Raw genomic sequence first — 23,640 nt, 5'->3', positions numbered from 1 at the left:
AAAGAAAAAGCCCGCACAAGGCGGGCCTGAATACCTAAATACGCCGCTAAGGACGCAATCGTTGGTTATTGTTCGTAAGTGCGCGGCGAGGTCTGGGTTTCAGAACTGCGCAACGCGCTGATACTGGTTCACATTACGCGTAGCCTGAATGGCCGTGCGGAATTCGGCGCTCAGCGTGGTCTGCGCCGACTGCGCCGCTTCGGCGATACGCGTGTCGATTGCATGCACCTGCTTGAGCACGTCGAGCGCGGCGCCCGTTTGCTTCGGGGCGAGCGACATGAGAAGCGGCGAGCGCTCGTTCGCAAGCTCGGCCGCCTTTTCCCACTCGCCGACAGCCGCTGCCTGCTCGATGTCTTTCGTGATCTGCCAGATGCGATCGATGGGCGCTGCGAATTCCATGTCGTCTCTCCTGCCCGGTGCCTTTAGCTCTTGTTGGTGGCCAGCGCGCCCGCGCTGTTCGTGCCGCCGAAGAGCTGCGTGAGGTACTGCTGGTTGTTGTTCATCGTTGCCATCAGCGTGTTGAGCGCGGTGAACTGCGCGGTGTACATGCTGGTGAGCTGCGCCTGGTAGTCGGCGAGATTCGACTGCTGCGTCGACAGGTTCGTCAGGTCAGACTGGATCGAGTTGGTACGCGTCGTGATGATGCCCGTGCTCGACGTATAGCTCGTGATGTTGTTGTTCAGCTGGGCGGCCACGCCGTTGGTCGAATTGAACAGCGCTGCGACCGTCGACTGATTGTCCGACAGTGCCGCGTTCAGCGTGTCGCTGTCGACCGAGAGCGAGCCGTCGGCATTGAGCGTCACGCCGATCGTCGCCAGGCTGGTCGTCGTGTTGCCGCTCTTCACGCCCGTTGCCACGATCGTCGCGAGCTGGTTCTGGATCATGTTCAGCGTCGAGTCGCCGAGCAGCACGCCTTGCGACGTCGAGGTCGAGCTGAACGACGTGAGCGTGGCCATCGTCGTCACGAGCGTGTTGTACAGCGTGACGAAATTGTTGATCGCATTCGACTCGGCGCTCGTGTCCTGCGCAACCGTCAGCGTTTGTGCGCCGCTGCCCGTGCTCGACGTGTCAATGGCAGCCGAGGTGAGGGTCAGCGTGACGCCGGACAGCGCGGTTTTCACGGTGTTCGTCGAACTGGTGGCGCCGGTGCCGTCGATCGTGAAATAGGCGTCCTGGGCGGCCGTGGACTGCGTCCAGGTGCCCGTGCTCGTGACGCCGCTCACCGTTGCGCCACTGCTGTCGGTGTACGAGAGCGTCGACTGGTTGGCGGTGAGGTCGCTCGAACTCGCGCTCGCGCTCGTGATCGCCGTCCCTGCCGTGGTCGTCACCGCGAGGCCGTTCAGCGCATCGCCGGTATTCGTATCGTTGATCGCGATGCTGATGCCGTTCGAAGCACCCGTCGAGGTCGAATGCAACACGAGGTGGGCGCCGTCTGCGCCATTGACGACCGTTGCCGTCACACCCGGATTGTTGCTGGCCGAGTTGATCGCCGAAGCAATGCCTGAAACGGTGCTGTTGGTGCTGTCGAGCGAGATCGTGGTGCTTGCGCCGTTGACCGTCAGCGTCATCGTCGACGCGCCCGATGCGAGCGCTGTCGTTGCGTTGTAGCCGGTCGAGGTGAGCACCTGTGCCTGCGCTATCTGCTTTACGTCCAGCGAATACGTGCCTGCTGCCGCGCCGGCGCCCGCGGTGGCCGTGATGCCGGTGCCGCTGGTCGTCGTGCTGAATGAATTGAGCGTCGTGCCGTCCGAGAGCGGAGAAAGGCCCGCCTGGAGTGCGGAAAGCGCCGCGGAAAGCGCGCCGTACGCGGAAATTTCAGTGTTGTCCTGCGACTGCTCGGCGCTGATCGTAGCCGTCTGTCCGGCAACCTTGGCGTTGACGAGCGCCGTGACGAGCGAGTTCACGTCCATCGACGAGTTGCCGGTCGAGCCGCTGACGATCGATTGGGCGGCTTCCTGCAAAGCGGCATTGCTCGCTGCAGTCGTAGCGGCGACGCTGCTTGCGATCGTGCTGGCTGTCGAACTGGATACGGTGGACATGAAGGGGCTCCGTGCGTCGGCGTTGCAGTGTGAATCAGTTCAAGTCTGGGAAACGCCAATCGGGAGACGATGCTCCCGATTGGCTTGCGTTGCGCTCGCGGGTATGGCGGCCGGGCGCGCAACGCTTGGGCTACAGAAGCTCGTATTACTGGAGGAGCTTCAGGATCTGCTGCGGTTGCGAGTTCGCTTGCGCCAGAACCGAGATACCTGCTTGCTGGAGCACTTGAGCCTTCGACAGGTTAGCCGTTTCTTGTGCGAAGTCAGCGTCCTGGATCGACGATTGTGCGCTCGACAGGTCGGTCGACTGAGCTTGCTGCGTCGTGCCGATTGCCGTGAAGCGGTTTTGTGCTGCGCCGAGCGTTGCTTGCAGGTTGTTCAGCGTGTTCAGCGCGTTGTCGATCGACTCCATGGCCATGCTTGCGCCGCTTGCCGTGCTGATGTTGACGTCTGCAACGTCCGTCGGCACGTTGTAGGAGTTGATCTGCGACGTCACTGCGGCTTCGGCCGTCGAGTTGCCTGCACCCGAGGTCGCTGCCACGTCCAGACCTTCGAGGTTCGTGTCGGTGAGCGACAGTGCCGTGCCCGAGCCCAGGATCACGCCGTTGCCGTTGGCGTCGGCGGTAACCGAAGCGCCGGTTGCGCTGAACAGCGCGTTGACAGCCGTCGAATTCAGCGCCTGGTTGTTCTGGTCCGTGAACGTGAAGCCACCGCTGCCGTCCGAGACCACGTTGATCGAGGTGATCGCTGCGCCGGCGACGGAATTGCCGTTTGCGTCGACATCGGCCGTGCCGTCCGAGTTCAGGCTCAGGCCGGTGTACGAACCGAGCGTCTGGCCAGCTTGCGGCACACCGCTACCGATCGAGGCAGCCGACATGTTTTGCGTCAGGCTCAGGCTGATCGTTTGACCGACGTTCGCGCCGACCTGGAACGACACGTTACCGAGCGTGCCGTTCAGCACGTTCATGCCGTTGTACGTCGTTTGCGAAGCGATACGGTTGATTTCCGAAACTTGCTGCGAGACTTCCTGCTGCAGTGCTGCGCGGTCGTCGTCGGTCATCGAGCCGTTGGCGGCCTGCGTGGCCAGCTGGCGGATACGCTGCAGGCTGCTCGTCAGCGACGAGAGGCCGCTCGATGCCGTTTGAACCAGCGAAACGCCATCATTCGAGTTCGACACGCCCTGATTCAGACCGTTGATCTGGGTCTGCATGATGTTCGAGATCGCGAGGCCTGCGGCATCGTCAGCTGCGCTGTTGATGCGCTTACCCGACGACAGGCGCGTGATTGCTTGCGACAGCGCGCTGCCCGAGCCCGTCAGGTTTTGTTGCGCGACGAGCGAGTTGATGTTGCTGTTAATTCCGAGCATGGAAATTCTCCTAAGCGGGCTGGAAGCCCGTTACAAGCCACTATGGCCGCGGCGGAAGCAATCTCTCATTGCTGGCCGCCTCAGTGAAGGTTGTCGGCGTGGGTAAAAAAAACTTGAGGGGAAGCATCGACAATCGAGACCTCATTTGCGCGGCGCATACAAAATGCTGTTGTGCCGCTGCGCGCTTGCCACTCCGCCCCGCACCTACGACTGCGTAATGCCGTTTGCAAGCGTGTTTACGGCAGGTATTGCGCGTGGTTTAGCGCGAACGCCGCCGGCGGCGCGATCCTGGCCGTGCGCCCGTGCCGGCTGCAGCGCCTGGCGAGGCGGCGTATCCTCAACGCTTTCCCTTTCGCCCTTTTTCTGGAGGCCCCATGGAACTACGCAGGATCGGCACTTCTTCATTGCAGGTCGCCCCGCTCATGTTCGGCGGCAACGTCTTCGGCTGGACCGCTGATGAAGCCACCTCGTTCTCGATCCTCGACGCCTTCACCGACGCCGGCCTGAACTTCATCGATACCGCCGACGTGTACTCCGCGTGGGTGCCCGGCAACCAGGGCGGTGAATCGGAGACGATCATCGGCAAGTGGATGGCCAAGAGCGGCAAGCGCGACAAGGTGGTGATCGCGACGAAGGTTGCAAAAGATGCGCGCCGCCCGGGTCTTTCCGCCGCGAACATCACGGCCGCCGTGGAGGATTCGCTGCGCCGCCTTCAGACCGATTACATCGACGTGTACTTCTCGCACGAGGACGACCAGAAGGTCCCGTTCGAGGAAACGCTCGGCGCGTACCAGTGCCTCATCGAGGCCGGCAAGGTGCGCGTGATCGGCGCGTCGAACTATACGGGCGCACGCATCGAGGAAGCGCTCGCGGTGTCGAAGAAGTCGGGCCTGCCCGCGTACCAGATCATCCAGCCCGAATACAACCTGTACGACCGCGCCCACTACGAGGCCGATCTCGAACCGGTGGCGATGGCGCAGAAGCTCGCGGTCGTACCCTATTACAGCCTTGCAAGTGGTTTTCTCTCGGGCAAGTATCGTTCGCGCGAGGATCTTGCGAAGAGCACGCGCGGCTCGCGCGTCGAGAAGTATCTCGATCACCGTGGCATCCGGATCCTCGCGGCGCTCGACTACGTGGCCGAACGCCACGGCAGCACACTCGCGGCCGTTGCGCTGGCGTGGCTGATCGCGCGCCCGAGCATTACTGCGCCGATCGCGAGCGCGACCTCGCTGGATCAGCTGGAGAGCCTGGCCGCCGCCGTGCGGCTGAAGCTCGATCCGGCGGACATCCAGGCGCTCAATGACGCGAGCGCCTGACCAGCAGGGCATTTATCCAGGTGTCCTGATTGACAGGACTTGCGCGGCGGCTGCGGCTCGCTGCGCAAGTGACTGACTAGAATCAAGAAACCCTGGTCGGGCGGATTGTTTCCTGATATCATTGAGAGTGAATTGAGATCTTTGCCTGTTTTGTTGCCGTGTTCGTTACTGTTGGCGGCCGCAAACCGGCGGTCAGGTGTGTTGCAGCAAGGTCGACCTGATCGCGTTCCGCTGTGAACCCCCTACTTCTCTTTTCCGGCCTCCGTGGCCGCCTTGCCTCTCGTTTAGCCCCAACGTGGCGAACGACCGGAGGGCCGGCGCGTGAGCGGCTTTGACGCTCACGCCTTTGAACCGTATTAAGCGATTTGAGTTAGGAAATACATGACGACGATTCTTCTGAAGGAAAACGAGCCGTTCGAAGTGGCGATTCGCCGCTTCCGCCGTGCAATCGAAAAGAACGGCCTGATCGCCGAGCTGCGTGAGCGTCAAGCTTACGAAAAGCCGACGGCCGTTCGCAAGCGCAAGAAGGCAGCTGCTGTTAAGCGCCTGCACAAGCGCCTGCGCAGCCAGATGCTGCCGAAGAAGCTCCACTAAGCTTTTTCGCTTTTCGGTGTTCCGCCAGACGGCGGCGCATGCTTCGCAAGAAGCTGCGCCGCCGTTTGTGTTTTGGCGTCTTTGGGCGTCGATTATGTGTCGATCGTGCGTGCCGGGTGGGGCTACGCGGCGTCCTTTAGGTGCCCGGGCGAGAGACCGAACTGCGCGGCAATCGAGCAAAGGCGCTCGCGCCATTCCCACACACCAAACACGTCGTGCACGTTCTGCAGGCAACTGAGCAGATTGATCGTGGCGGGATCGTAGATGTTGATATGGGCCCGCAGCAGCGCTTTTTTCAGCGCAGCGACGCCCACGTCCATATAGAGCGGCACTTCGCTCGTCTCGCGGCCAATGAAGCGCACGGGTATGCCTTCCATGGCGCTCATATAGTCGCGTGGCCGGATGAAGCTGCCGACCGGGCAGCCGCCGTAGCTGTGTGCGCTGCCGTAGCCGCCCCCGCAGCCACCGCCCCGGTAGGCGCCGCCGCCGCGTGGAAGAAGGGCCGCGCGCCCCTGGCCAAAGAGATGGACCACCGCGCGGTCGAAGATCTCCTGATGGGTCAGGAAGTGGACGTTTTTCATTTCAGCCCCCTGCGGCCCAGGTGCCGGGCACAGGTTAATTCCCTTCTAATGCGCCGCCGCCGGCCTTCCGGCCGACATCACTACCCGTTCCCCTGACGCGCCTGCATTCACTTCCCGTTATAACGGCATGCCAGCGGAAAACCGTGGGGCTGCGCACCATAGCGATGAGAAATTCCCCGAGCCGGTGTTGGACGCAAGCGTTCTGGTAGCTGGCAAAACCGTGCCAGACAATGATTGGCAAAGCGCATCGGAGCCCGCGCGGCACTTTCCCGGCGTGCGCACTGCATGACGTGCTTGCGCCCGTGCTTCGTTGCGCTCAGGCGCGGCGCTTCTTCTTGCCAAGTGCTGCGCAAGCCTCGCGGCGCATGCAATCGCGCTCATGGTCGTTGACCATGCCGACGGCCTGCATGAACGCGTAACAGATCGTCGTGCCAACGAATTTGCAGCCGTACTTTTTGAGTGCCTTGCTAAGGGCGTCCGAGACTTCGGTGGAGGCCGGTGCGTCCCGATACGATGCCAGGTCGTTCTGGACAGGCGTGTCGTTCACGAACGACCAGACGAACTTCGCGAGCGATCCGTGTTCGGCCTGGATTTGCTGCACGGCACGGGCATTGGCGATGGCGGCCTCGATCTTGGCCCGGTTGCGCACGATCGAGGCGTCCTGCATGAGCGTTTCGACGTGCCTGGGCGTGAAGCGCGCAACTTTCTCGATGTCGAAGTTGGCGAAGGCGCGGCGATAGCCTTCGCGCTTGTTGAGGATCGTGGACCACGAGAGTCCGGCCTGCGCGCCCTCGAGCACGATCATTTCGAACAGATGCTGGTCGTCCCGCGACGGCACGCCCCACTCTTCGTCGTGGTATTGCACATACTGCGGCGACGCGCCGGCCGATACCCAGTTGCAGCGGTGTGTCACGGTAAGTTCTCCTTGCGAGACGTCGTTCAGGCCACGCAAGCATAGCGGAACGGTGTCGTGCCGCCACCCTGGCCGGATGGCCGATTGTGCGAACCGAGGGAAGCCGTTAGTCTCTGCGGCACGACGAAATTTTTGGCTTTCGAGCCGAGCACACAGGCGCGCGAGGCGCGGCGGACATCATGCAGAAATACACCTGGCTGATTGGCGTGGATGGCGGCGGCACGGGCACGCGCATCGCGCTTGGCGACACGAATGGCGCCGAACTCGCGCGTGCCGCCGCGGGGCCGTCGGGGCTCGGACTCGGTATCGAGCGTGCCTGGCAATCGATCGAGGAAGGGTGCCGCGCTGCATTCGCGCAGGCAGGGCTTGCGTTCGACTGGTCGCAATGCGTGCTCGGCTGCGGGCTCGCAGGCGTGAACAACCCCGACTGGCTGGCGCCGTTTCGCACGTCCGCGCCGCCGGTGGCCGGACTCGCGGTGGAAAGCGACGCGTACACGACGCTGCTGGGCGCGCACGGCGGCGCGCCGGGCGTCGTGGTCGCACTCGGCACGGGCAGCATTGCAGCGGTGCTCGATGAGGACGGCCAGTGCCGCATTGCGGGCGGTTTCGGCTTTCCCTCGGGCGACGAAGCGAGCGGTGCGTGGTTCGGCCTGCGCGCGATCGTCTGGGCCCAGCAGGCGCTCGACGCGCGGGGGCCCATGGACGACTTCGCGCGGGCCCTGCTCGCACACGCGCGGGCGACCGATCGCGACAGCCTCATCGTGTGGCAGTGCGCAGCCAACCAGACTGCCTATGCGAGCCTCGCGCCGGTCGTTCTCGCGCATCGCGAACATCCGTTCGTCGCGAGGCTCCTCGCCGAAGCCGGCGTGGAGATCGCGAAGCTCATCACCGCGCTCGACCCGTCGGGCAGCCTGCCTGCGGCGCTCTCGGGCGGCCTCGGGCAGCCGCTGCGCGAGTGGGTGCCGCAAGCTGTGCGCGAGCGCCTGCGCGCCCCGCTCGCCGACTCAACGACCGGCGCGCTCCGGCTTGCGCAGCGCGAAGCCCAGCGGCTCGCACACGCCGCAGCAGGCAACTGAGCGGCGCGCGGCAAGGGGCGGGAACGTAGGTCAAGGGCGGCGCCTGGCCACAGATGCTACGATTGAACGTTTTCCGCTAGCCGCCTGCTCACCATGTACAAGGTCATTGCAACCGATCTCGACGGAACGCTGCTCAATAGCGACCATCAGGTCGATCCGTTCACGGTTGCCACGCTAGGCGCCCTCGAGGCGCAGGGGCTTCCGTTCGTGATCGCGACCGGCCGTCATTACTGCGACGTCGCCGGCATTCGCGACGTGCTCGGCATCCGGCCGTATCTCATCACCGCGAACGGCGCGCGCGTGCACGCGCCCGACGACACGCTCATTCACGCGAGCAATCTGAGCGCCCCCATGGTCGAGCGCCTCGTTGCCGCCGACACCGTGGGCGAGCACGGCCGCGTGATCGTGAGCATCTATACCGACGACGCCTGGCTCATCGACCGCGATGCACCTGAACTGCTCGCGTATCACCAGGACTCGGGGTTCGAGTACCGCGTGGCGGATCTGCGCGACTACGCGGGCGCGGGCATTGCCAAGGCGCTTTATATCGGCGATCCGGCGGATCTCGCACACGTGGCGCAGAATCTCGCGCGCGAATTCGGCGATGCGCTCTATGTCACCTATTCCCTGCCCGATTGCCTTGAAGTGATGGTGGCCGGTGTTTCGAAGGGCCGCGCGCTGCGCGTCGTGCTCGAGCGGCTTGGCATGGACGCCGCGGGCTGCGTTGCGTTCGGCGACAACATGAATGACATCGATCTGCTCGAAACGGCGGGTCATCCGTTCATGATGAACAACGCCAATCCCGATCTCATCAAGCGGCTGCCTTCGGTACCGCGCATCGGCAATAACTTCGAGGCCGGTGTCGCGCATCATCTGCGCAAGCTGTTCGCGCTCAACGACGAACTCGCGTCGTAGCTCACACGGGCGTAAGCGTTAGATGCCGTAAAGGCGCGGCGCCAGTCGCGCCTTTACGGCCTTCGCGATTGAATCCAGTCAGTTATTGCGCGGCGGGCAGTTGCGCGCACGGGCAATCGTCGGCGCGAGCGTCCAGCCCTTCTCGTTCGTGCGAGAAGCGCGCGCGTGCGGCGCCCCCGCTCCAGTCGATGCGCACGACATAGATGCTGTCGAAGTCCGCACTCTCCCAGCGCGGTACGTCGCTCGCGCTGCCGCCATGCGTGGCGACGACGCGGCGCACGAGCGTCTCGATTTCCCGATGTTCCCAGGCAACGAGCACGGTGCGGCCGCGCCAGCGCGGATCGACGAGCGTTGTCTGCAGGGCGTCGATCTTCGAAAAGCCGTACGGCGTCTGGATCGGCATGCCGAACTGGATCGCGGTCGGCTCGATGGTCGCGAGCGGACGCACGTAATAGTAGGAATGGCCGTTGTCTTCCTTCTGCTCGCCGGGGTCGGGCGCGTAGATGGCGTCGGGTTTGCCGTACTTGGCTGCGATCACCGCCGGCAGCGCGAGCGCACGGTTCAGCCCTTTGCAGTTGAGCTGACCGAATCCCTCTGGCGGCTTTTCGCCATGCCTCACGAAGATGAGTGTCTCGACGTTGCGCGCGTCCTGCGGGTTGCGCGTGGCGGGTGCGCTGCTCGCATTCGTTTGCATTGCCTCGGCGCCGTTCGGAGCCTCGCTTGCCTGAGGTAGCGGCGCGCAGGCGCATACCAGTGCGCTCAGCCCAGCGGCGAGCATCGGGGCGAGCCGGATTGGCCCGGGGCGTGAGCGCTTCATACTGGGCGTGATGCTCCAGGTGAAAAGACAGTGGGAAAGTCGTCCGATTCTAGCAGCGCGGCCACGGCGGCCCTGGTCAGCCGCACAGCGGCGGCGCATTTGCAGCCACCTGAGGCCGCAAGACAAACGGGCGCCGAAGCGCCCGTTTGCTGTTGCACGATCAAAGTGGCGCGATTCGGCGTGCTCCGAGCCGCGCAGGCGTGTAAGAACGCGTCAGGCCGTTTCGCGCACGGCGACGGCCACTACCGCTTCGCGCCGCCCTGCCACCGCCGGGTACACGATACCCGCGATCACCGCGCCGACGATCGGCGCGACCCAGAACAGCCACAACTGCGAGATGGCCTCGCCGCCCACGAAGAGCGCGGGACCGGTTGAGCGTGCCGGATTCACCGAGGTATTGGTGACGGGAATCGAGATCAGGTGAATGAGCGTAAGGCACAGGCCGATGGCGATCGGTGCGAAGCCTGCGGGCGCGCGCTTGTCGGTTGCGCCGAGAATGACGAAGAGGAAGAACGCCGTCATGACGACCTCGCACACGAACGCGGCACCCATGGCGTAGTGGCCCGGCGAGTGCTCGCCATAGCCGTTGGTCGCGAAGCCGCTCGCGACGAGGTCGAAGCCGGGCTTGCCCGTGGCGATGAGCGCGAGCACGAACGCGCCGATCACCGCGCCCACCACCTGTGCGGCGATATAGGGCACGAGGTCGCGCGCCGGGAAGCGGCCCGCCACGGTCAGGCCCACGCTCACGGCGGGATTCAGATGGCAGCCCGAAATATGGCCAATGGCGAAGGCCATGGTGAGGACGGTCAGGCCGAACGCGAGCGAGACACCCACGAAGCCGATGCCGAGCCCGTGAACCGGGCCGGCGAAGTTGGCCGCGAGCACGGCGCTGCCGCAGCCGCCCAGAACGAGCCAGAACGTGCCGATCAGTTCGGCAATGAGCCGCTTGGATAAGTGCATTGCGTGACACCTCGAAAAGTCGATTTTTGAAGGGGCCGCGTAAAGTACCGGCACCGGGAAATGCCAGATTCTAGGCAGTCGCTTTTTTCGGTGCTGTCAAGGATTGTCAATTTTGACGTAATTGATCGAATTATTGCGATTGATGTGTGCGCAATTGCGCCAAAAGTGGTCGATCGTTAAATTGGGAAATGGAGTGATAAAGCAGTATTAATAGCGATTGCGAATTCCGTTATTTACGTCTAATCTCCGATCGAGCCGGTTTCATGAGCAATGAAGGGGGAATAGAAATGTCGCAATACTCAGAACTCAAGGCGCAGATCGCAAAGCTTCAGACTCAGGCCGAAGAGGCGCGGCGCGCGGAGATCGCGGACGTCATCGCCACGATCAGGGAAAAGATCGCCGAGTACGGCCTTTCGGCCCAGGACCTCGGCTTTGCCGAGGCCGCGCGCCGCGGCCGTCCGCCGAAAAAGGCGCCGCTGCCCGCGCGTTATCAGGACCCCAAGTCCGGCGCGACATGGAGCGGGCGCGGCAAGCCGCCCAAGTGGATCGCAGGCAAGAACCGCGAACGCTACCTGATCGCGTGAGGCACGTGGCGGGCGAGGAACGACCGGGCCGCCATATCGCCACAACCGCAAATGCAATAAAAGAGCCGCATGATTCATGCGGCTCTTTTTTGTGCGTCATCCGTAATCGGCGTGTAATGACGTTATTTGACGACTCGCAAACGATTCACGCCCTGCATTTGTCTGGATTTATCACGAAATCTGGAATGCTTCGCACTCAGCCGGCGGCGACACGTCGCAGTACCGGGCGCTGTGCGGCTTCGATGAGCGACGTATAAGTGTCGACGTAATTGCCGGCCATGATGTGCGACGTGAAGCGGTGTTCGAACTGGTTGCGAATCGCTTCGCGCGAAAGCGAATCAATATTCTGAAGCGCTGCCACGGCGCCTTGCACGTCCTCGACGACATAGCCTGTCACGCCCGGGTCGATCACTTCCGGCACCGAACCGCGATTGAAGGCGATCACCGGCGTGCCGCACGCCATGGCTTCGATCATCACGAGGCCGAACGGCTCGGACCAGTCGATCGGGAACAGCAGCGCCTTCGCACCCGAAAGGAACTCGGGCTTCTGCTCTTCGTTGATCTCGCCGATGAATTCCACATGGGCCTGCGAGAGCAGCGGCTCGATCTCGGTCTTGAAGTACTCCTGGTCAACCTTGTCGACCTTGGCGGCGATCTTCAGCGGCAGGCCGGAGAGCGCGGCGATCTTGATTGCCGTGTCCACGCGCTTTTCCGGGCAGATCCGGCCGAGGAAGGCCAGGTATTCGGGCTTGCGGTCGGCCTGCGGCGTGAGCAGGTTCTTTGGCAGTCCGTGATAGATCGTGTTCTGCCACGCGGCCTGCGGCAACGGCTGGCGCTGCGAGTCCGAAATCGAGATCACGGGGGCGTTCGGGAACTGCTCGAAAACCGGCTGCAGCTCCGGCAGGTCGAGGCGGCCATGAAGCGTCGTGACAAACGGCGTGTCCATGGTCGTGAAGAGCGGGAAGGGCAGGTAGTCGAGGTGAAAGTGCAGCACGTCGAACTCGTGCGCGACGCGGCGCACGCGCTCGAGCAGCACCATGTGCGGCGCCAGCGCGTCGCGAATCGTCGAGTCGAGGCGAAGTGCGCGCGGCCACGCGGCCTCGAGGTTTGCCGAGGTGACCGAATCGCCGCTGGCGAACAGCGTCACGTCGTGGCCGAGGTCGACCAGCGCTTCGGTCAGATAGGACACGACGCGCTCGGTGCCGCCATAAAGCTTGGGCGGAACGGCTTCATAAAGTGGCGCAATTTGTGCGATTCGCATTGTTCGATCTCCTGGCAAAAAGCCGCGTGTGCAACGAACGCTGTGATGCGGCACTGCGGCGGTACTACGGTATCGGGTTATCCCTGAGTCCGATTATGGGCATTTCGCAGCCCGACACACGCGGTTTTGCAAACGCTTAAAGTTGTTACAGCGGGATACAGCCGGTGTAAGCGGCCATTGCAAAGCGTGACGTGGCCTGGCCGCGCACTGCGCAAGTCTCGTGCCCGAGGCGCCCGAACAAGGGTCGCAAGGCGTTGACCCCAGGGTCGGGCGTGCGCCTTTAGCACGCGCGCGTGACGCATCCATGAAAAAGCCTATAATCAGCAGACAAATAAGCAGCTTATGCGCATGACATGACGCGCGCCGCCTCCCACCGCTGCTCCCGCCGCTTTGTCAGAATAATTCCTACACGTTAGCGAAGGTTTTTCTCGCAACGCGTCGCGGCATCCGTCCGATTTCCATTTGTTCCCGCCCCAGCCACAATGCAAACACGACCATAAACAGGCCGTTTGGATGCACTTGGGTTGCATCTGGGCGAGCAAACGTTTTCCGCAGGCGGTCTGACCAGCCGCCGCGATTTGATTCGGGGGAATCCATGAGCGCGACGACGCACAGCGACATGCTCAATGAGATCAAGGAAGTGAACCTGTCGTACCTGTTGCTCGCGCAACGTCTTTTGCGCGAGGACAAGCCGACGGGCATGTTCCGCATGGGCATTTCCGAGCAGTCCGCCGAGGTGCTCGCCAATCTCTCTTTCGCACAGACCGTACGCCTTGCCGCTTCGAACCAGCTGCTTTGCCGCTTCCGGTTCGACGACCACGCCATCCTGAGCGCGCTTGCCGACAAGGGCAAAACCGCGCTGACCCATTCGGCGATCGTCATGGCGGGCCAGGACGTCGAGCAGATCGGCTGAACCGCTTCACCCCGCGCCGCAGCGCGCGGCCGCGCATTGCACCCTTGCTGCCGCGCAAACGGCGGCAGGGGCCACGCGCATTCCTTTGCGGCTTCCAACGGGTGTCTATGGCGACAAAGAGTGTGGTGCAGGAGGTAAAGGAGATCGCGCTTGCGATCGAGCTGATCGAGCTGGGCGCGCGCCTGCAATTGCTCGAAGCGGAGACCTCGCTCTCGCGCGACCGTCTCATCCGGCTCTACAAGGAAGTGAAGGGCGAGTCGCCGCCCAAGGGCATGCTGCCGTTTTCGACCGACTGGTTCATGACCTGGCAGCCCAACGTTCATTCCTCGCTGTTCTACAACACGTTCGTGTTCATGAACCGCCACGCGCGCTGCGAGCCGATTCACGCCATCGTGAAGAGCTACCGGCTCTATCTCGAGCACCTGCGCCTGCACGACGAAACGCCGGCGCTGAGCCTCACCCGCGCCTGGACGCTCGTGCGCTACTTCGCCTCGGGCCTCTTGCAGATGACGCCGTGCAGCCGTTGCGGCGGCCGCTACGTGGCCCACGCGCACGACCCGCAGCGCGGCTTCGTGTGCGGGCTGTGCCAGCCGCCTTCGCGGGCCGGACGCACGCGGCGCAACGCGCTTGCCTCGCAGATCGCGGCCTGAGGCAAATCGACGCGGCTCGATGCACGCTTGATGCCGCTTGATGGTGCCAGATGCTGTCCGTGCAGGCCGAGACTCCGGATAAACCCGGCCCGTCTCCGTTTGGGCGCCGCAAGGCGACTCCAAACGGCGATTGCCGAAACCGCGAACGTATCGTCGCTGGCGGCCGCGGCCAGACACCGGCGCCCACGACACCCCCTTCCCACGCGGCTTCGCGAACCGGCCCCACATTCATCCGTCATGCGCAGGCAAGGCAGACGGCAGACGCCCGGCCGGCTTGCGATCCGCGCCCATTCAATCCCAAAGTTTTTCGCGCCGTTGCCGTAAACCCAGCTAAGGGCGCGGGCCGACGGCGGTTCGCGGCGCATTTCTAGTGAGGACCCGGCAGTGCTGATTATCGTTGGAACCCTCTTGACGATCCTTTGCGTCTTCGGCGGCTACGCACTCGAGGGCGGCCATCTCGGCGCGCTCATGCAGCCGATGGAATTGCTCATGATCGGCGGTGCTGGCGTCGGCGCGTTCATCCTCGGCAACGGCATCAAGACCATCAAGGCCACCTTGCGCGTGCTTCCCACGCTGTTCAAGGGCGCCAAATACAACAAGGACGTGTACATGGAGCTGCTCGCGCTGCTCTATGTCCTGCTCGCGAAGGCGCGAAAGGAAGGCACGCTCACGCTCGAAGCGGATATCGACGATCCGCAGAAAAGCCCGATCTTCACGCAGTATCCGAAGATCCTGGCCGACCACCACATCGTCGAATTCCTCACCGACTACCTGCGTCTCATGGTGGGCGGCAACATGAACGCCTTCGAAATCGAAAGCCTCATGGACGAGGAAATCGAAACGCACCACGCCGAAGGCGAGGCGCCCGCCCATGCGCTCGCGAAGGTGGGCGACGCGATGCCGGCGTTCGGTATCGTCGCGGCGGTGATGGGCGTGGTTCACACCATGGCGTCCGCCGACAAGCCGCCCGCGGTGCTCGGCGAGATGATCGCGCAGGCGCTGGTGGGCACGTTCCTCGGCATTCTGCTTTCGTATGGCCTGATCGGCCCGCTCTCGAGCCTCGCGGAGCAGCGCGTGACCGAGTCGACCAAGATGTTCCAGTGCATCAAGGTGACGATCCTCGCGAGCCTGAACGGCTACGCGCCGGCCATTGCCGTGGAGTTCGGCCGCAAGGTGCTGTTCTCGACCGAGCGTCCGTCGTTCACCGAGCTCGAAGAGCACGTGCGCCGCGTTAAGGCGAAGTAAGGAACGGCCCATGAGCAACAACAAGGACCGCGCAATCGTTGTCAAGCGCGCCGCGCCGAAGAAGGCCGGCCATCATGGCGGCGCGTGGAAGCTCGCCTACGCGGACTTCATGACCGCGATGATGGCGTTCTTCCTGCTGATGTGGCTGCTCTCGTCGGCAACGACGGTGCAGTTGAAGGGCATCGCCGACTACTTCAACCAGCCGATGAAGATCACGCTCTGGGGCGGCGATCGCAGTGCCGAAGACTCGAGCATCCTGAAGGGCGGCGGCCGGGACATCTCGTCGCAGGACCAGGGCGTCACGCGCCGCAGCGACGGCGCCACCGAGCGCTCGGAGCGCAACCAGTCGAAGCACAACGACGACGACGCCACTAAGCAGCTCGAAGGCTCGCTCGAGCGCAAGGAACAGGTGCGCCTGCACGACCTGCAGGTGAAGCTGATGGCGGCGATCGAAGCGAACCCGGTGCTGCGCCAGTTCAAGCAGCAGATCCGCATCGACTCCACGCTGCAGGGCCTGCGCATCGAGATCGTCGACTCGCAGAAGCGCCCGATGTTCGCGACGGCGCGCGACGTGGTCGAGCCGTACATGCGCGACATCCTGCAGGCGATCGGCAAGACGCTCAACGACGTGCCCAACCGCATCGTCGTGCAGGGCCACACCGACGCCGTGCCTTACGCGGGCGGCGACAAGGGCTATAGCAACTGGGAGCTTTCCGCGGACCGCGCGAATGCGTCGCGCCGCGAGCTGATCGCAGGCGGCATGGACGAATCGAAGGTGTTGCGCGTGCTCGGTCTCGCTTCGACGCAGAACCTGAACAAGGCCGATCCGCTCGACCCCGAGAACCGCCGTATCAGCATCATCGTGTTGAACAGGAAGTCCGAAGACGCGCTCATGCACGACGACTCGACCGCCACCACGCTCTCCGACGACGCAGCGGGTTCGGGCAAGAGCCTGCCCGCGCTCACGCCGGACGCCGTGCCGGTCAGGGCGGCGCCGGCCCCGGTGGCGATCGCGCCGAAGGTGGCCACGTCGGTCGCACCGTCGGTGGCGCCCGCGGTGAGCGTGGCGCCGGCGATGGCAACAACGGCAGCGCCGGCAGCGCAATGACAACGAGGAACGGATGATCAGGAACATTCTGGCGATCGACGATTCGGTGTCCATGCGGGAGATCCTGCGTGCGGCGCTCGGCTCGGCAGGCTACGAAGTGACGGTGGCGAGCGACGGCGAAGAAGGGCTCGAGCATGCGCTCGCCCAGCGCTTCGACCTCGTGCTCACCGACCTTTACATGCCGCGCATGGGCGGACTCGACCTGATCAAGCAGCTAAGGGCGAATCCTTCGTACTTCGAAACGCCCATCCTCGTGCTGACCACGGAATCGGACGAAGGCTTCAAGGCAGCCGTGCGCGACGCAGGTGCGACCGGCTGGATCGAAAAACCGGTGGACCCCGAGTTGCTCGTCGATCTGGCGAGCGCACTCGGCGAGGCCCACCCTTGAGGTGCCGCGCGGCGACCGACCAGGCACCCCCCAGGCAATTAACGCGGTGAAAGAGCAATGACTCTCGACATCACTCAGTTCTATCAGACGTTTTTCGACGAGGCGGACGAGCTGCTCGCGCAGATGGAGCAGCTCCTCCTGAACCTGAACGTCGGTCGCCCGGATCCCGAGGATCTGGCGGCGATCTTCCGCGCAGCGCACTCGATCAAGGGCGGCGCGGCGACGTTCGGCTTCACGGCCCTGACCGAGACGACCCACATTCTCGAATCGCTGCTCGACCGCGCGCGCAACAACGAGCTCGTGCTGCGCAAGGACATGATCGACACGTTCCTCGAAACGAAGGACGTGCTTTCCGACCAGCTCGGCGCGTACCGCGCGAGCGCCGAGCCCGATGCGCAAGCGGCTGCCGCCGTGCGCGCGAAGCTCGAGCGCCTTTATGCGGAAAGCCGCGGCGTACCCGCAGCCGCGCCTGAACCGGCGCCGGCACCGGCCCCCGCGCCGGCCCCGCTGGCGAGCACCGGCGATTCGGAAGAAGATCTCGAAGCCGCGTTCGAAATGCACAGCACGCTGTCGGCTGGCGGCTCTGGCGCGCCCGAACACGTCGTGAGCGAGGCGATCGACGCGGCAGCCTCAGCGCCGGCGGCGAGCGGCGATGCCGGCGCCGAAGGCCCGCACCTGCGCGTCACGCTGCGCGCGGTCGACGCGAAGGACCAGGAGCTGCTCGTCGAAGAGCTCGGCAACCTCGGCCGCATCATCGGCCAGGTGAAGACCGGCGACGACCTCACACTGTGGCTCGAAACCGATGTGACGTCCGACGACATCATCGCGGTGTGCTGCTTCGTGATCGACGAGAAACAGATTTCGATCGGCCGTGGCGCCGCGCCGCAGGGCGACGCCCAACCGGCAGCGGCAGCTGCTCCCGCCGCAGCGCCGGCGGCCGCATTGACGCCTGCAGCGCCCCCCGCACCGGCAGCGCCGGCGGCGGCGAGCGCCGTGGTGCCCGCCGCGCCGCCTGCGCCGCACCCGGAACTCGAAGCGCCTCGCCCTCCGGCGAGCGCGCCCGCGCAAGCCGAAGGCGAGCGCAAGGCGCGTCCGGCCGCCGCGGCGGCTTCGGCCGAAGGCAGCTCGATTCGCGTGGGTGTCGAAAAGGTCGATCAGCTGATCAACCTCGTGGGCGAACTCGTCATTACGCAGGCCATGCTGGCGGAAACCACCAGCACGTTCGACCCGGCGCTGCACGACCGTCTCTATAACGGCATGGCGCAGCTCGAGCGCAACGCGCGCGACCTGCAGGAAGCGGTGATGTCGATCCGCATGATGCCGATGGATTACGTCTTCAGCCGCTTCCCGCGCCTTGTGCGCGATCTCGCGGCGAAGCTCGGAAAGGAAGTCGAGCTTGTCACCTTCGGTCAAGCGACCGAACTCGACAAGAGCCTGATCGAGCGCATCATCGACCCGCTCACCCACCTCGTGCGCAACTCGCTCGACCACGGCATCGAAACCGTGGAAGCGCGCCGCGCCGCGGGCAAGGACGCCACGGGCCAGCTCGTGCTGTCCGCTGCGCACCACGGCGGCAACATCGTGATCGAAGTGAGCGACGACGGCGCAGGCCTGCGCCGCGACAAGATTCTCGCCAAGGCGATCAAGCAGGGCATGCAGGTCAGCGACACCATGAGCGACGACGAGGTCTGGAACCTCATCTTCCTGCCGGGTTTCTCGACCGCCGAGCAGGTGACCGACGTTTCGGGCCGCGGCGTGGGCATGGACGTGGTCAAGCGAAACATCCAGGCGATGGGTGGCCACGTGGAGATCACCTCGCACGCGGGCAAGGGCAGCACCACGCGCATCGTGCTGCCGCTCACGCTCGCGATTCTCGACGGCATGTCGGTGAAGGTGGGCAGCGAGATCTTCATCCTGCCGCTGAACTTCGTGATGGAGTCGCTGCAGCCGCGCCACGAAGACATTTACACGGTCACCAACGGCGACCGCGTGGTGCGCGTGCGCGGCGAGTATCTCCCGCTCGTGGCGCTGCACCAGGCGTTCAACGTGGAAGGCGCGCGCACGGACCCGACGCAGGGCATCGTCACGATCATGGAAACCGAAGGCCGTCGCTTCGCCATGCTGATCGACGAGCTGGTCGGCCAGCAGCAGGTCGTGGTGAAGAACCTCGAAACGAACTACCGCAAGGTGCACGGCATTTCGGCGGCGACCATTCTCGGCGACGGCAGCGTCGCGCTGATCGTCGACGTGGCCGCGCTCAATCGCGAGACGCGCGCCACGCACGGCGTGAGCGCCAGCGCTAATTCGGGTGCGTTCGCCGAATTCGCGTAATCGTGATGAAGTCCGGACGCACTCAACCAATCATCTCCCAACCGTTCAGGGGCTAACGTGGCAGAAGTCCAATCGATTCAAGGCAACGGCGCGCACGGCGCCCTTGCCGGCGCGCAACGCCGCGACGCGCTGCAGGCCGATGCAGGCGGTCAGGAATTCCTCGTCTTCACGCTCGGCGCGGAAGAGTACGGCATCGACATCCTGAAGGTGCAGGAAATCCGCGGCTACGACAGCGTGACGCGCATCGCGAACGCGCCCGACTTCATCAAGGGCGTGATCAACCTGCGCGGCATCATCGTGCCGATCGTCGACATGCGCATCAAGTTCCATCTGGGCCGCGTCGAGTACGACCACCAGACGGTCGTCATCATCCTGAACGTCGCGCATCGCGTAGTCGGCATGGTGGTGGACGGCGTCTCGGACGTGCTCACGCTGCAGATGGAGCAGATCATGCCGGCGCCCGAATTCGGCGCGACGCTCACGACCGAGTACCTCACGGGCCTCGGCACCGTGGAAGGCCGCATGCTGATCCTGATGGACATCGAAAAGCTGATGACGAGCCGGGAAATGGCTCTGATCGAGGCGTTGGTTTAACGCGCCGAGAGGTAAAACCGGGGGGCCGCGAGGCCAGCGTGAGAGAGAGCGGATAAGCCGCCGCCAAAGAGCGGCAAGCCGCCTTCGTTTTCGCGCGCGCTTCGTGCGTGGCCTTTGGCGTTGCCGCGCCTGGCCAGATAGCCCGCCCCGATTTGCACAGGACAGGAGCAAACGAGATGCTGCAAAGATGGTCGATCCGCACGACGCTCACGGGCGTCGGGGTCATTCTGGTTGCGCTGACCGTGCTGGTCGGCGGACTCGGGCTCGTCGCGCTCGGGCGTGCGAGCGACGCGCTCGGCACGATGGCGCGCGGCGATCTCGTCGCTATGCATGCGCTCAACGACGCCTCGTCGTATCTGCTGCGCACGCGTGTCTCACTCGAACGCGGCAGCGCGCTCGCGGCGGCGGGCCAGGCCGATGACGCGAAGAAGGCGTTCGATCGCGCCGATCAACTGCTCGCGAAATCCAACGAGGCATGGCAGGTCTTCCAGGGCGTGCCGAAGAGCGGTCTCGACGCCGCGATGCTCGATGCGCTCGCAGCCAAACGCGCGGCGCTGATGCAAGACGGCGTTCAGCCCGAATTCGCGGCTCTGCGCGCAAACGATCAAGTGGCTTACCACGCCGTGGCCGATACGAAGATCAGCCCGATGTTCGTCGACTACGACAACGTTGCCGCGCCGCTCGCGCAAGCGATGCAGGACGGCGCGCAGGCACGCCAGGCCACGGCGAACGAGCGTATCGACATGATGCGCATCGCCATCGGCGCGGTGATCGCCATCGCGCTCGTGCTCGTGGTGGCGATCCGCTTCGCCATGCGCGGCCTTATCGTGCAGCCGCTCGAAGACGCGGTGACGTGCTTCGAGCGCATCGCCCAGGGCGATCTTTCGCAGACGGTCACGGTCTACAGCGACAACGAGATCGGGCGACTCTTCGGCGCCATCAAGCGCATGCAGGAAAGCCTCGTCACGCTCGTGAGCGCGGTGCATACGGGCGCCAGCTCGATCGACGTGGGCGCGCGTGAAATCGCCATGGGCAACACCGACCTGTCGCAGCGCACCGAGCAGCAGGCCGCTTCGCTGCAGGAAACGGCGTCGAGCATGGAGCAGCTCACCGGCACCGTGCGCCAGAACGCCGAGAACGCGCGTCAGGCGAGCCAGCTGGCCGTCAACGCTTCGGACATCGCGACGCGCGGCGGCGAGGTGGTGGGCGAGGTGGTGAACACGATGCAGGGCATCGCCGTGAGTTCGGCGAAGGTCGTGGACATCATCAGCGTGATCGAAGGCATTGCGTTCCAGACCAACATTCTCGCGCTCAACGCGGCCGTGGAAGCGGCGCGCGCGGGCGAGCAGGGCCGCGGCTTCGCGGTGGTGGCCGGCGAAGTGCGCAGCCTCGCGCAGCGCAGCGCGAGCGCCGCGAAGGAAATCAAGGAACTCATCAACGACTCGGCCGAGAAGGTGCAAAGCGGCTCGCAGCTGGTGGGCCGCGCCGGCTCGACGATGGAAGAAATCCTTCAGGCCGTGCGTCGCGTGACCGACATCATGGGTGAGATCAGCGCGGCGTCCGAGGAGCAGTCGGGCGGCATCGAGCAGGTCAATCGGGCCGTTACGCAGATGGACACCGTCACGCAGCAGAACGCTGCGCTGGTGGAGCAGGCGGCAGCGGCGGCGGCGTCGCTCGAAGAGCAGACGCGTCAGCTGCAAAACGTGCTCGGCACGTGGACGACGGGTGGCGCGCAAGCGCGCAGCGTGGGCGCAAGCCCGGCGCGTGTGACGCCGGCCGCGCCGGGCGCCGCGAAACGCACGACGCCCTCTTCGGCAACGGCTGTTGCGAAGCCCGCGGCGGCAGCGCCGGCGGCATCGGCGGACACGGCAAAGGCAGCCGCAAAGCCCGCGGCGCAACCGGCAGCGAAGGCCGCGGCGAAATCCGCAGCAACGCCTGCAGCGAAACCGGCTGCGCCTGCGCGCGCCGAGACGCACGTGAGCACGGCGGCATCGGCTTCGGACGATTCGGACTGGGAAACGTTCTGATCGAACGCGGCATAGAAAAGTAGTGAAGTAACTGAACACGACGAGCAACTGCAATGCACATGAGCGCTACACAACGGCAAGACCTGCCGCGCCGGACCCACGGGTCCACGCGCGTTGCGCAGGCCGCCCATGCGCCGCACGCATTGCAACCGGGCAGGCGCGGCGCGCAGCAGTCCTGCGCCGCGGTATCCCATGCAGTGGGCGGCGCGCAATGCGAAGGAGCATCAGCATGAAAGCGCTGCGAAATTCACGCCACGACGGTGATCCGGGCGGCTCGGGCACTCAGGGTGTCGAGAGCAACCGCGATTTCGATTTCACCTCGGCGGACTTCGAGCGCATTCGCGCGCTCATTCACCGCCGCGCGGGCATCTCGCTCTCGGACCATAAGCGCGACATGGCGTACAGCCGCCTCGCGCGGCGCCTGCGCACGCTCGGCATCGACAGTTTTCGCGAGTACCTCGACCAGCTCGAAGCGCGCAACGACGCGCACGAGTGGGAGGCGTTCACGAACGCGCTCACCACGAACCTCACGGCGTTTTTCCGCGAGGCGCATCACTTCCCGATCCTCGCGGATTTCGTGAAGCGCCGCGGGGCGCCGGGTGCGCAGCCGGTTTCGGTATGGTGCTCGGCGGCTTCGACGGGCGAAGAGCCGTACTCGATCGCGATGACGCTCATCGAAGCGCTTGGAGACCGCGCCGCGCGCGAGGCACGCGTGCTCGCCACCGACCTCGACACCCAGGTGCTCGCCAAGGCCGACGCAGGCGTCTACTCGTTCGACCAGGTGAAGCATCTGTCGCCCGAGCGCCTCAAGCGCTTCTTCTTCAAGGGCACAGGCTCGCACGCGGGGCTCGTGAAGGTGCGCCCGGAGCTGCGCGCGATGATCAAGTTCGAGCAGCTCAATCTCACCGACGCGGACTACGGCTTGCGCACGACGTTCGACGCGATCTTCTGTCGCAACGTGATGATCTATTTCGACAAGCCGACCCAGGCGCAGGTCCTCACGCGCTTCGAACCGCTCATGAAGCCGGACGGCCTGCTGTTCGCGGGCCACTCGGAGAACTTCACCTACGTCACGCAGGCGTTCCGTCTGCGCGGCCAGACGGTGTACGAACTCACGCGCGGCGCCCATGCCGCGCCGCGCCGCGCGAACGACGCGATCGGAGTGCCCGCATGAGCGCCCGCCTCCCGATCGCGACGAATCGCTATTTCGACACGCATTTCCAGCGCCCGGGCGTGAAGCTGCTGCCCAACGAGTTCTTTACGACGGGCGACGACATGGTGCTCGTCACCGTGCTCGGCTCGTGCGTGGCGGCCTGCATCCAGGACCGCTCCGCAGGTATTGGCGGCATGAACCACTTCATGCTGCCCGACGACGGCGCGGACTCCGCCCACGCGCTCACCGGCGCCTCCGACGCGATGCGCTACGGCGCCTACGCGATGGAAGTGCTCATCAACGAGCTGATCAAGGCGGGCGGCCGGCGCGAGCGCTTCGAGGCCAAGGTGTTCGGCGGCGCGGCGGTGCTCGCGGGCATGACGACGATGAACATTGGCGATCGCAACGCCGCGTTCGTGCGCCGCTATCTCGCGACCGAGAACATTCGCATCGTGGCCGAAGACCTGCAAGGCTCGCATCCGCGCAAGGTGGCGTTTTTGCCGCGCACGGGCCAGGTGATGGTGAAGAAGCTGCGCCTTTCGCAGGACACGAGCGTGGCGGAGCGCGAACAGCAGCTCGCCGCGCAAACCGCCGAGGCGCGCGCCGAACGGCTCGCGCGTGCGCGTGCGCGCGTCGAACTGTTCGGAGTCGGCAGCGCCGGGCGCGCGGGCCCGGGCGCCGCGGCGTCCCAGATTTCCCAATCCCAGCCGCAGGGCGCGCGTCCTCGAATCGAGCTGTTCGGCTCGAGCGGGTCGTCCGCGCTGCGTGCATCCGGTCAAGACAACGCCAGGACAGTAGAGGAGGCGTGAACG

General features: G+C 64.7%; 23 protein-coding genes. 15 read left to right on the top strand and 8 right to left on the bottom strand.

The annotated features are described in order from the left end of the window. Positions 1-99: 99 nt before the first annotated feature. The 3 genes from U5A65_RS33425 to U5A65_RS33415 all read right to left on the bottom strand — a co-directional run bounded on the left by U5A65_RS33425 (position 100) and on the right by U5A65_RS33415 (position 3,402). Entirely contained in the window at positions 100-399 is a 300-nt protein-coding gene (locus U5A65_RS33425) for a flagellar protein FliT (protein WP_321915374.1), read from the bottom strand. A 23-nt stretch (positions 400-422) separates the two neighbouring features. Next, the gene (gene fliD / locus U5A65_RS33420) at positions 423-2,039 is read right to left on the bottom strand and encodes a flagellar filament capping protein FliD (RefSeq protein WP_321915373.1); all 1,617 of its coding nucleotides are present in this window, start codon (positions 2,037-2,039) and stop codon (positions 423-425) included. Between the two features lie 145 nt (positions 2,040-2,184). After that, complete coding sequence (locus U5A65_RS33415; protein ID WP_321915372.1) at positions 2,185-3,402, bottom strand: flagellin; 1,218 nt, start codon at positions 3,400-3,402, stop codon at positions 2,185-2,187. Positions 3,403-3,776: 374 nt separating this feature from the next. Between U5A65_RS33415 and U5A65_RS33410 the strand changes: the two genes are divergently transcribed. Both U5A65_RS33410 and rpsU read left to right on the top strand, forming a co-directional pair. Continuing rightward, positions 3,777-4,718: an aldo/keto reductase gene (locus tag U5A65_RS33410; protein WP_321948974.1), complete on the top strand. Its 942-nt coding sequence runs from the start codon at positions 3,777-3,779 to the stop codon at positions 4,716-4,718. Positions 4,719-5,099: 381 nt separating this feature from the next. Next, entirely contained in the window at positions 5,100-5,312 is a 213-nt protein-coding gene (gene rpsU / locus U5A65_RS33405) for a 30S ribosomal protein S21 (protein ID WP_004198205.1), read from the top strand. A 122-nt stretch (positions 5,313-5,434) separates the two neighbouring features. Here rpsU and U5A65_RS33400 read toward each other — a convergent pair whose 3' ends face one another. Further along, positions 5,435-5,893 carry a hypothetical protein gene (locus U5A65_RS33400; RefSeq protein WP_321915370.1) on the bottom strand — a complete coding sequence of 153 codons (459 nt, stop codon included), beginning with the start codon at positions 5,891-5,893 and terminating at the stop codon, positions 5,435-5,437. Between the two features lie 316 nt (positions 5,894-6,209). Then, positions 6,210-6,806, bottom strand: a complete 597-nt coding sequence (locus U5A65_RS33395; RefSeq protein ID WP_321915369.1) for a DNA-3-methyladenine glycosylase I — start codon at positions 6,804-6,806, stop codon at positions 6,210-6,212. Between the two features lie 179 nt (positions 6,807-6,985). On the opposite strand from U5A65_RS33395, the gene U5A65_RS33390 reads away from it, so the two are divergent. Together U5A65_RS33390 and U5A65_RS33385 are read left to right on the top strand one after the other, a co-directional pair. After that, entirely contained in the window at positions 6,986-7,882 is an 897-nt protein-coding gene (locus tag U5A65_RS33390) for a BadF/BadG/BcrA/BcrD ATPase family protein (RefSeq protein ID WP_321948973.1), read from the top strand. 93 nt (positions 7,883-7,975) lie between these two features. Further along, positions 7,976-8,797, top strand: coding sequence for a Cof-type HAD-IIB family hydrolase (locus tag U5A65_RS33385; protein WP_321915367.1), 822 nt, complete (start codon positions 7,976-7,978; stop codon positions 8,795-8,797). An 82-nt stretch (positions 8,798-8,879) separates the two neighbouring features. Here the strand turns inward: U5A65_RS33385 and U5A65_RS33380 are convergent, their stop codons facing one another. Beyond that, positions 8,880-9,491 carry a histidine phosphatase family protein gene (locus tag U5A65_RS33380; protein WP_321948972.1) on the bottom strand — a complete coding sequence of 204 codons (612 nt, stop codon included), beginning with the start codon at positions 9,489-9,491 and terminating at the stop codon, positions 8,880-8,882. Between the two features lie 336 nt (positions 9,492-9,827). Then, a complete protein-coding gene (gene aqpZ, locus U5A65_RS33375; protein ID WP_321915365.1) occupies positions 9,828-10,574 on the bottom strand; it encodes an aquaporin Z in 747 nt (248 codons plus the stop codon). Positions 10,575-10,861: 287 nt separating this feature from the next. Between aqpZ and U5A65_RS33370 the strand changes: the two genes are divergently transcribed. Next, positions 10,862-11,158: an H-NS histone family protein gene (locus U5A65_RS33370; RefSeq protein ID WP_321915364.1), complete on the top strand. Its 297-nt coding sequence runs from the start codon at positions 10,862-10,864 to the stop codon at positions 11,156-11,158. 196 nt (positions 11,159-11,354) lie between these two features. On the opposite strand, the gene U5A65_RS33365 is transcribed toward U5A65_RS33370, so the two are convergent. Continuing rightward, positions 11,355-12,419, bottom strand: coding sequence for a glycosyltransferase family 4 protein (locus U5A65_RS33365; RefSeq protein ID WP_321948971.1), 1,065 nt, complete (start codon positions 12,417-12,419; stop codon positions 11,355-11,357). Between the two features lie 595 nt (positions 12,420-13,014). On the opposite strand from U5A65_RS33365, the gene flhD reads away from it, so the two are divergent. From flhD to cheD, 10 genes are all read left to right on the top strand, one after another. Then, positions 13,015-13,332 carry a flagellar transcriptional regulator FlhD gene (gene flhD / locus U5A65_RS33360; RefSeq protein ID WP_321915362.1) on the top strand — a complete coding sequence of 106 codons (318 nt, stop codon included), beginning with the start codon at positions 13,015-13,017 and terminating at the stop codon, positions 13,330-13,332. 107 nt (positions 13,333-13,439) lie between these two features. Next, positions 13,440-13,982, top strand: a complete 543-nt coding sequence (gene flhC / locus U5A65_RS33355) for a flagellar transcriptional regulator FlhC (RefSeq protein WP_321915361.1) — start codon at positions 13,440-13,442, stop codon at positions 13,980-13,982. Between the two features lie 384 nt (positions 13,983-14,366). Continuing rightward, positions 14,367-15,227: a flagellar motor stator protein MotA gene (gene motA, locus U5A65_RS33350; RefSeq protein ID WP_028203346.1), complete on the top strand. Its 861-nt coding sequence runs from the start codon at positions 14,367-14,369 to the stop codon at positions 15,225-15,227. A 10-nt stretch (positions 15,228-15,237) separates the two neighbouring features. After that, positions 15,238-16,335: a flagellar motor protein MotB gene (gene motB / locus U5A65_RS33345; protein WP_321948970.1), complete on the top strand. Its 1,098-nt coding sequence runs from the start codon at positions 15,238-15,240 to the stop codon at positions 16,333-16,335. A 13-nt stretch (positions 16,336-16,348) separates the two neighbouring features. Then, positions 16,349-16,723, top strand: coding sequence for a response regulator (locus tag U5A65_RS33340; RefSeq protein ID WP_158758898.1), 375 nt, complete (start codon positions 16,349-16,351; stop codon positions 16,721-16,723). A gap of 57 nt (positions 16,724-16,780) precedes the next feature. Further along, a complete protein-coding gene (gene cheA / locus U5A65_RS33335; protein WP_321948969.1) occupies positions 16,781-19,054 on the top strand; it encodes a chemotaxis protein CheA in 2,274 nt (757 codons plus the stop codon). Between the two features lie 57 nt (positions 19,055-19,111). Then, a complete protein-coding gene (gene cheW, locus U5A65_RS33330; RefSeq protein WP_042265902.1) occupies positions 19,112-19,648 on the top strand; it encodes a chemotaxis protein CheW in 537 nt (178 codons plus the stop codon). 176 nt (positions 19,649-19,824) lie between these two features. Next, entirely contained in the window at positions 19,825-21,675 is a 1,851-nt protein-coding gene (locus tag U5A65_RS33325; RefSeq protein ID WP_321948968.1) for a methyl-accepting chemotaxis protein, read from the top strand. A 229-nt stretch (positions 21,676-21,904) separates the two neighbouring features. Beyond that, complete coding sequence (locus U5A65_RS33320; protein ID WP_321948967.1) at positions 21,905-22,849, top strand: CheR family methyltransferase; 945 nt, start codon at positions 21,905-21,907, stop codon at positions 22,847-22,849. Next, positions 22,846-23,637 (top strand): chemoreceptor glutamine deamidase CheD, encoded by a 792-nt coding sequence (gene cheD, locus U5A65_RS33315; protein ID WP_321937061.1) that lies wholly within the window; start codon positions 22,846-22,848, stop codon positions 23,635-23,637. Before U5A65_RS33320 ends, cheD begins: the two co-directional genes overlap by 4 nt. Positions 23,638-23,640: the final 3 nt, after the last annotated feature.

It is taken from the genome of Paraburkholderia sp. J10-1 (assembly GCF_905220165.1).
Classification (GTDB): Bacteria; Pseudomonadota; Gammaproteobacteria; order Burkholderiales; family Burkholderiaceae; genus Paraburkholderia.
The sequence above is the reverse complement of the archived record's forward strand: the minus strand, read 5'-3'. Positions and strand labels throughout refer to the sequence as shown.

Excerpts from the sequence above, each read along its gene's own strand:
- U5A65_RS33365 (WP_321948971.1), bottom strand. The coding sequence starts at position 12,419 with ATGCGAATCGCACAAATTGCGCCACTTTATGAAGCCGTTCCGCCCAAG.
- fliD (WP_321915373.1), bottom strand. The coding sequence starts at position 2,039 with ATGTCCACCGTATCCAGTTCGACAGCCAGCACGATCGCAAGCAGCGTC.
- flhC (WP_321915361.1), top strand. The coding sequence starts at position 13,440 with ATGGCGACAAAGAGTGTGGTGCAGGAGGTAAAGGAGATCGCGCTTGCG.
- flhD (WP_321915362.1), top strand. The coding sequence starts at position 13,015 with ATGAGCGCGACGACGCACAGCGACATGCTCAATGAGATCAAGGAAGTG.
- rpsU (WP_004198205.1), top strand. The coding sequence starts at position 5,100 with ATGACGACGATTCTTCTGAAGGAAAACGAGCCGTTCGAAGTGGCGATT.
- U5A65_RS33320 (WP_321948967.1), top strand. The coding sequence starts at position 21,905 with ATGAAAGCGCTGCGAAATTCACGCCACGACGGTGATCCGGGCGGCTCG.
- U5A65_RS33425 (WP_321915374.1), bottom strand. The coding sequence starts at position 399 with ATGGAATTCGCAGCGCCCATCGATCGCATCTGGCAGATCACGAAAGAC.
- U5A65_RS33370 (WP_321915364.1), top strand. The coding sequence starts at position 10,862 with ATGTCGCAATACTCAGAACTCAAGGCGCAGATCGCAAAGCTTCAGACT.
- U5A65_RS33400 (WP_321915370.1), bottom strand. The coding sequence starts at position 5,893 with ATGAAAAACGTCCACTTCCTGACCCATCAGGAGATCTTCGACCGCGCG.
- U5A65_RS33390 (WP_321948973.1), top strand. The coding sequence starts at position 6,986 with ATGCAGAAATACACCTGGCTGATTGGCGTGGATGGCGGCGGCACGGGC.
- U5A65_RS33340 (WP_158758898.1), top strand. The coding sequence starts at position 16,349 with ATGATCAGGAACATTCTGGCGATCGACGATTCGGTGTCCATGCGGGAG.
- cheD (WP_321937061.1), top strand. The coding sequence starts at position 22,846 with ATGAGCGCCCGCCTCCCGATCGCGACGAATCGCTATTTCGACACGCAT.
- cheA (WP_321948969.1), top strand. The coding sequence starts at position 16,781 with ATGACTCTCGACATCACTCAGTTCTATCAGACGTTTTTCGACGAGGCG.
- aqpZ (WP_321915365.1), bottom strand. The coding sequence starts at position 10,574 with ATGCACTTATCCAAGCGGCTCATTGCCGAACTGATCGGCACGTTCTGG.
- U5A65_RS33325 (WP_321948968.1), top strand. The coding sequence starts at position 19,825 with ATGCTGCAAAGATGGTCGATCCGCACGACGCTCACGGGCGTCGGGGTC.
- U5A65_RS33385 (WP_321915367.1), top strand. The coding sequence starts at position 7,976 with ATGTACAAGGTCATTGCAACCGATCTCGACGGAACGCTGCTCAATAGC.
- U5A65_RS33380 (WP_321948972.1), bottom strand. The coding sequence starts at position 9,491 with ATGCAAACGAATGCGAGCAGCGCACCCGCCACGCGCAACCCGCAGGAC.
- motB (WP_321948970.1), top strand. The coding sequence starts at position 15,238 with ATGAGCAACAACAAGGACCGCGCAATCGTTGTCAAGCGCGCCGCGCCG.
- U5A65_RS33410 (WP_321948974.1), top strand. The coding sequence starts at position 3,777 with ATGGAACTACGCAGGATCGGCACTTCTTCATTGCAGGTCGCCCCGCTC.
- U5A65_RS33415 (WP_321915372.1), bottom strand. The coding sequence starts at position 3,402 with ATGCTCGGAATTAACAGCAACATCAACTCGCTCGTCGCGCAACAAAAC.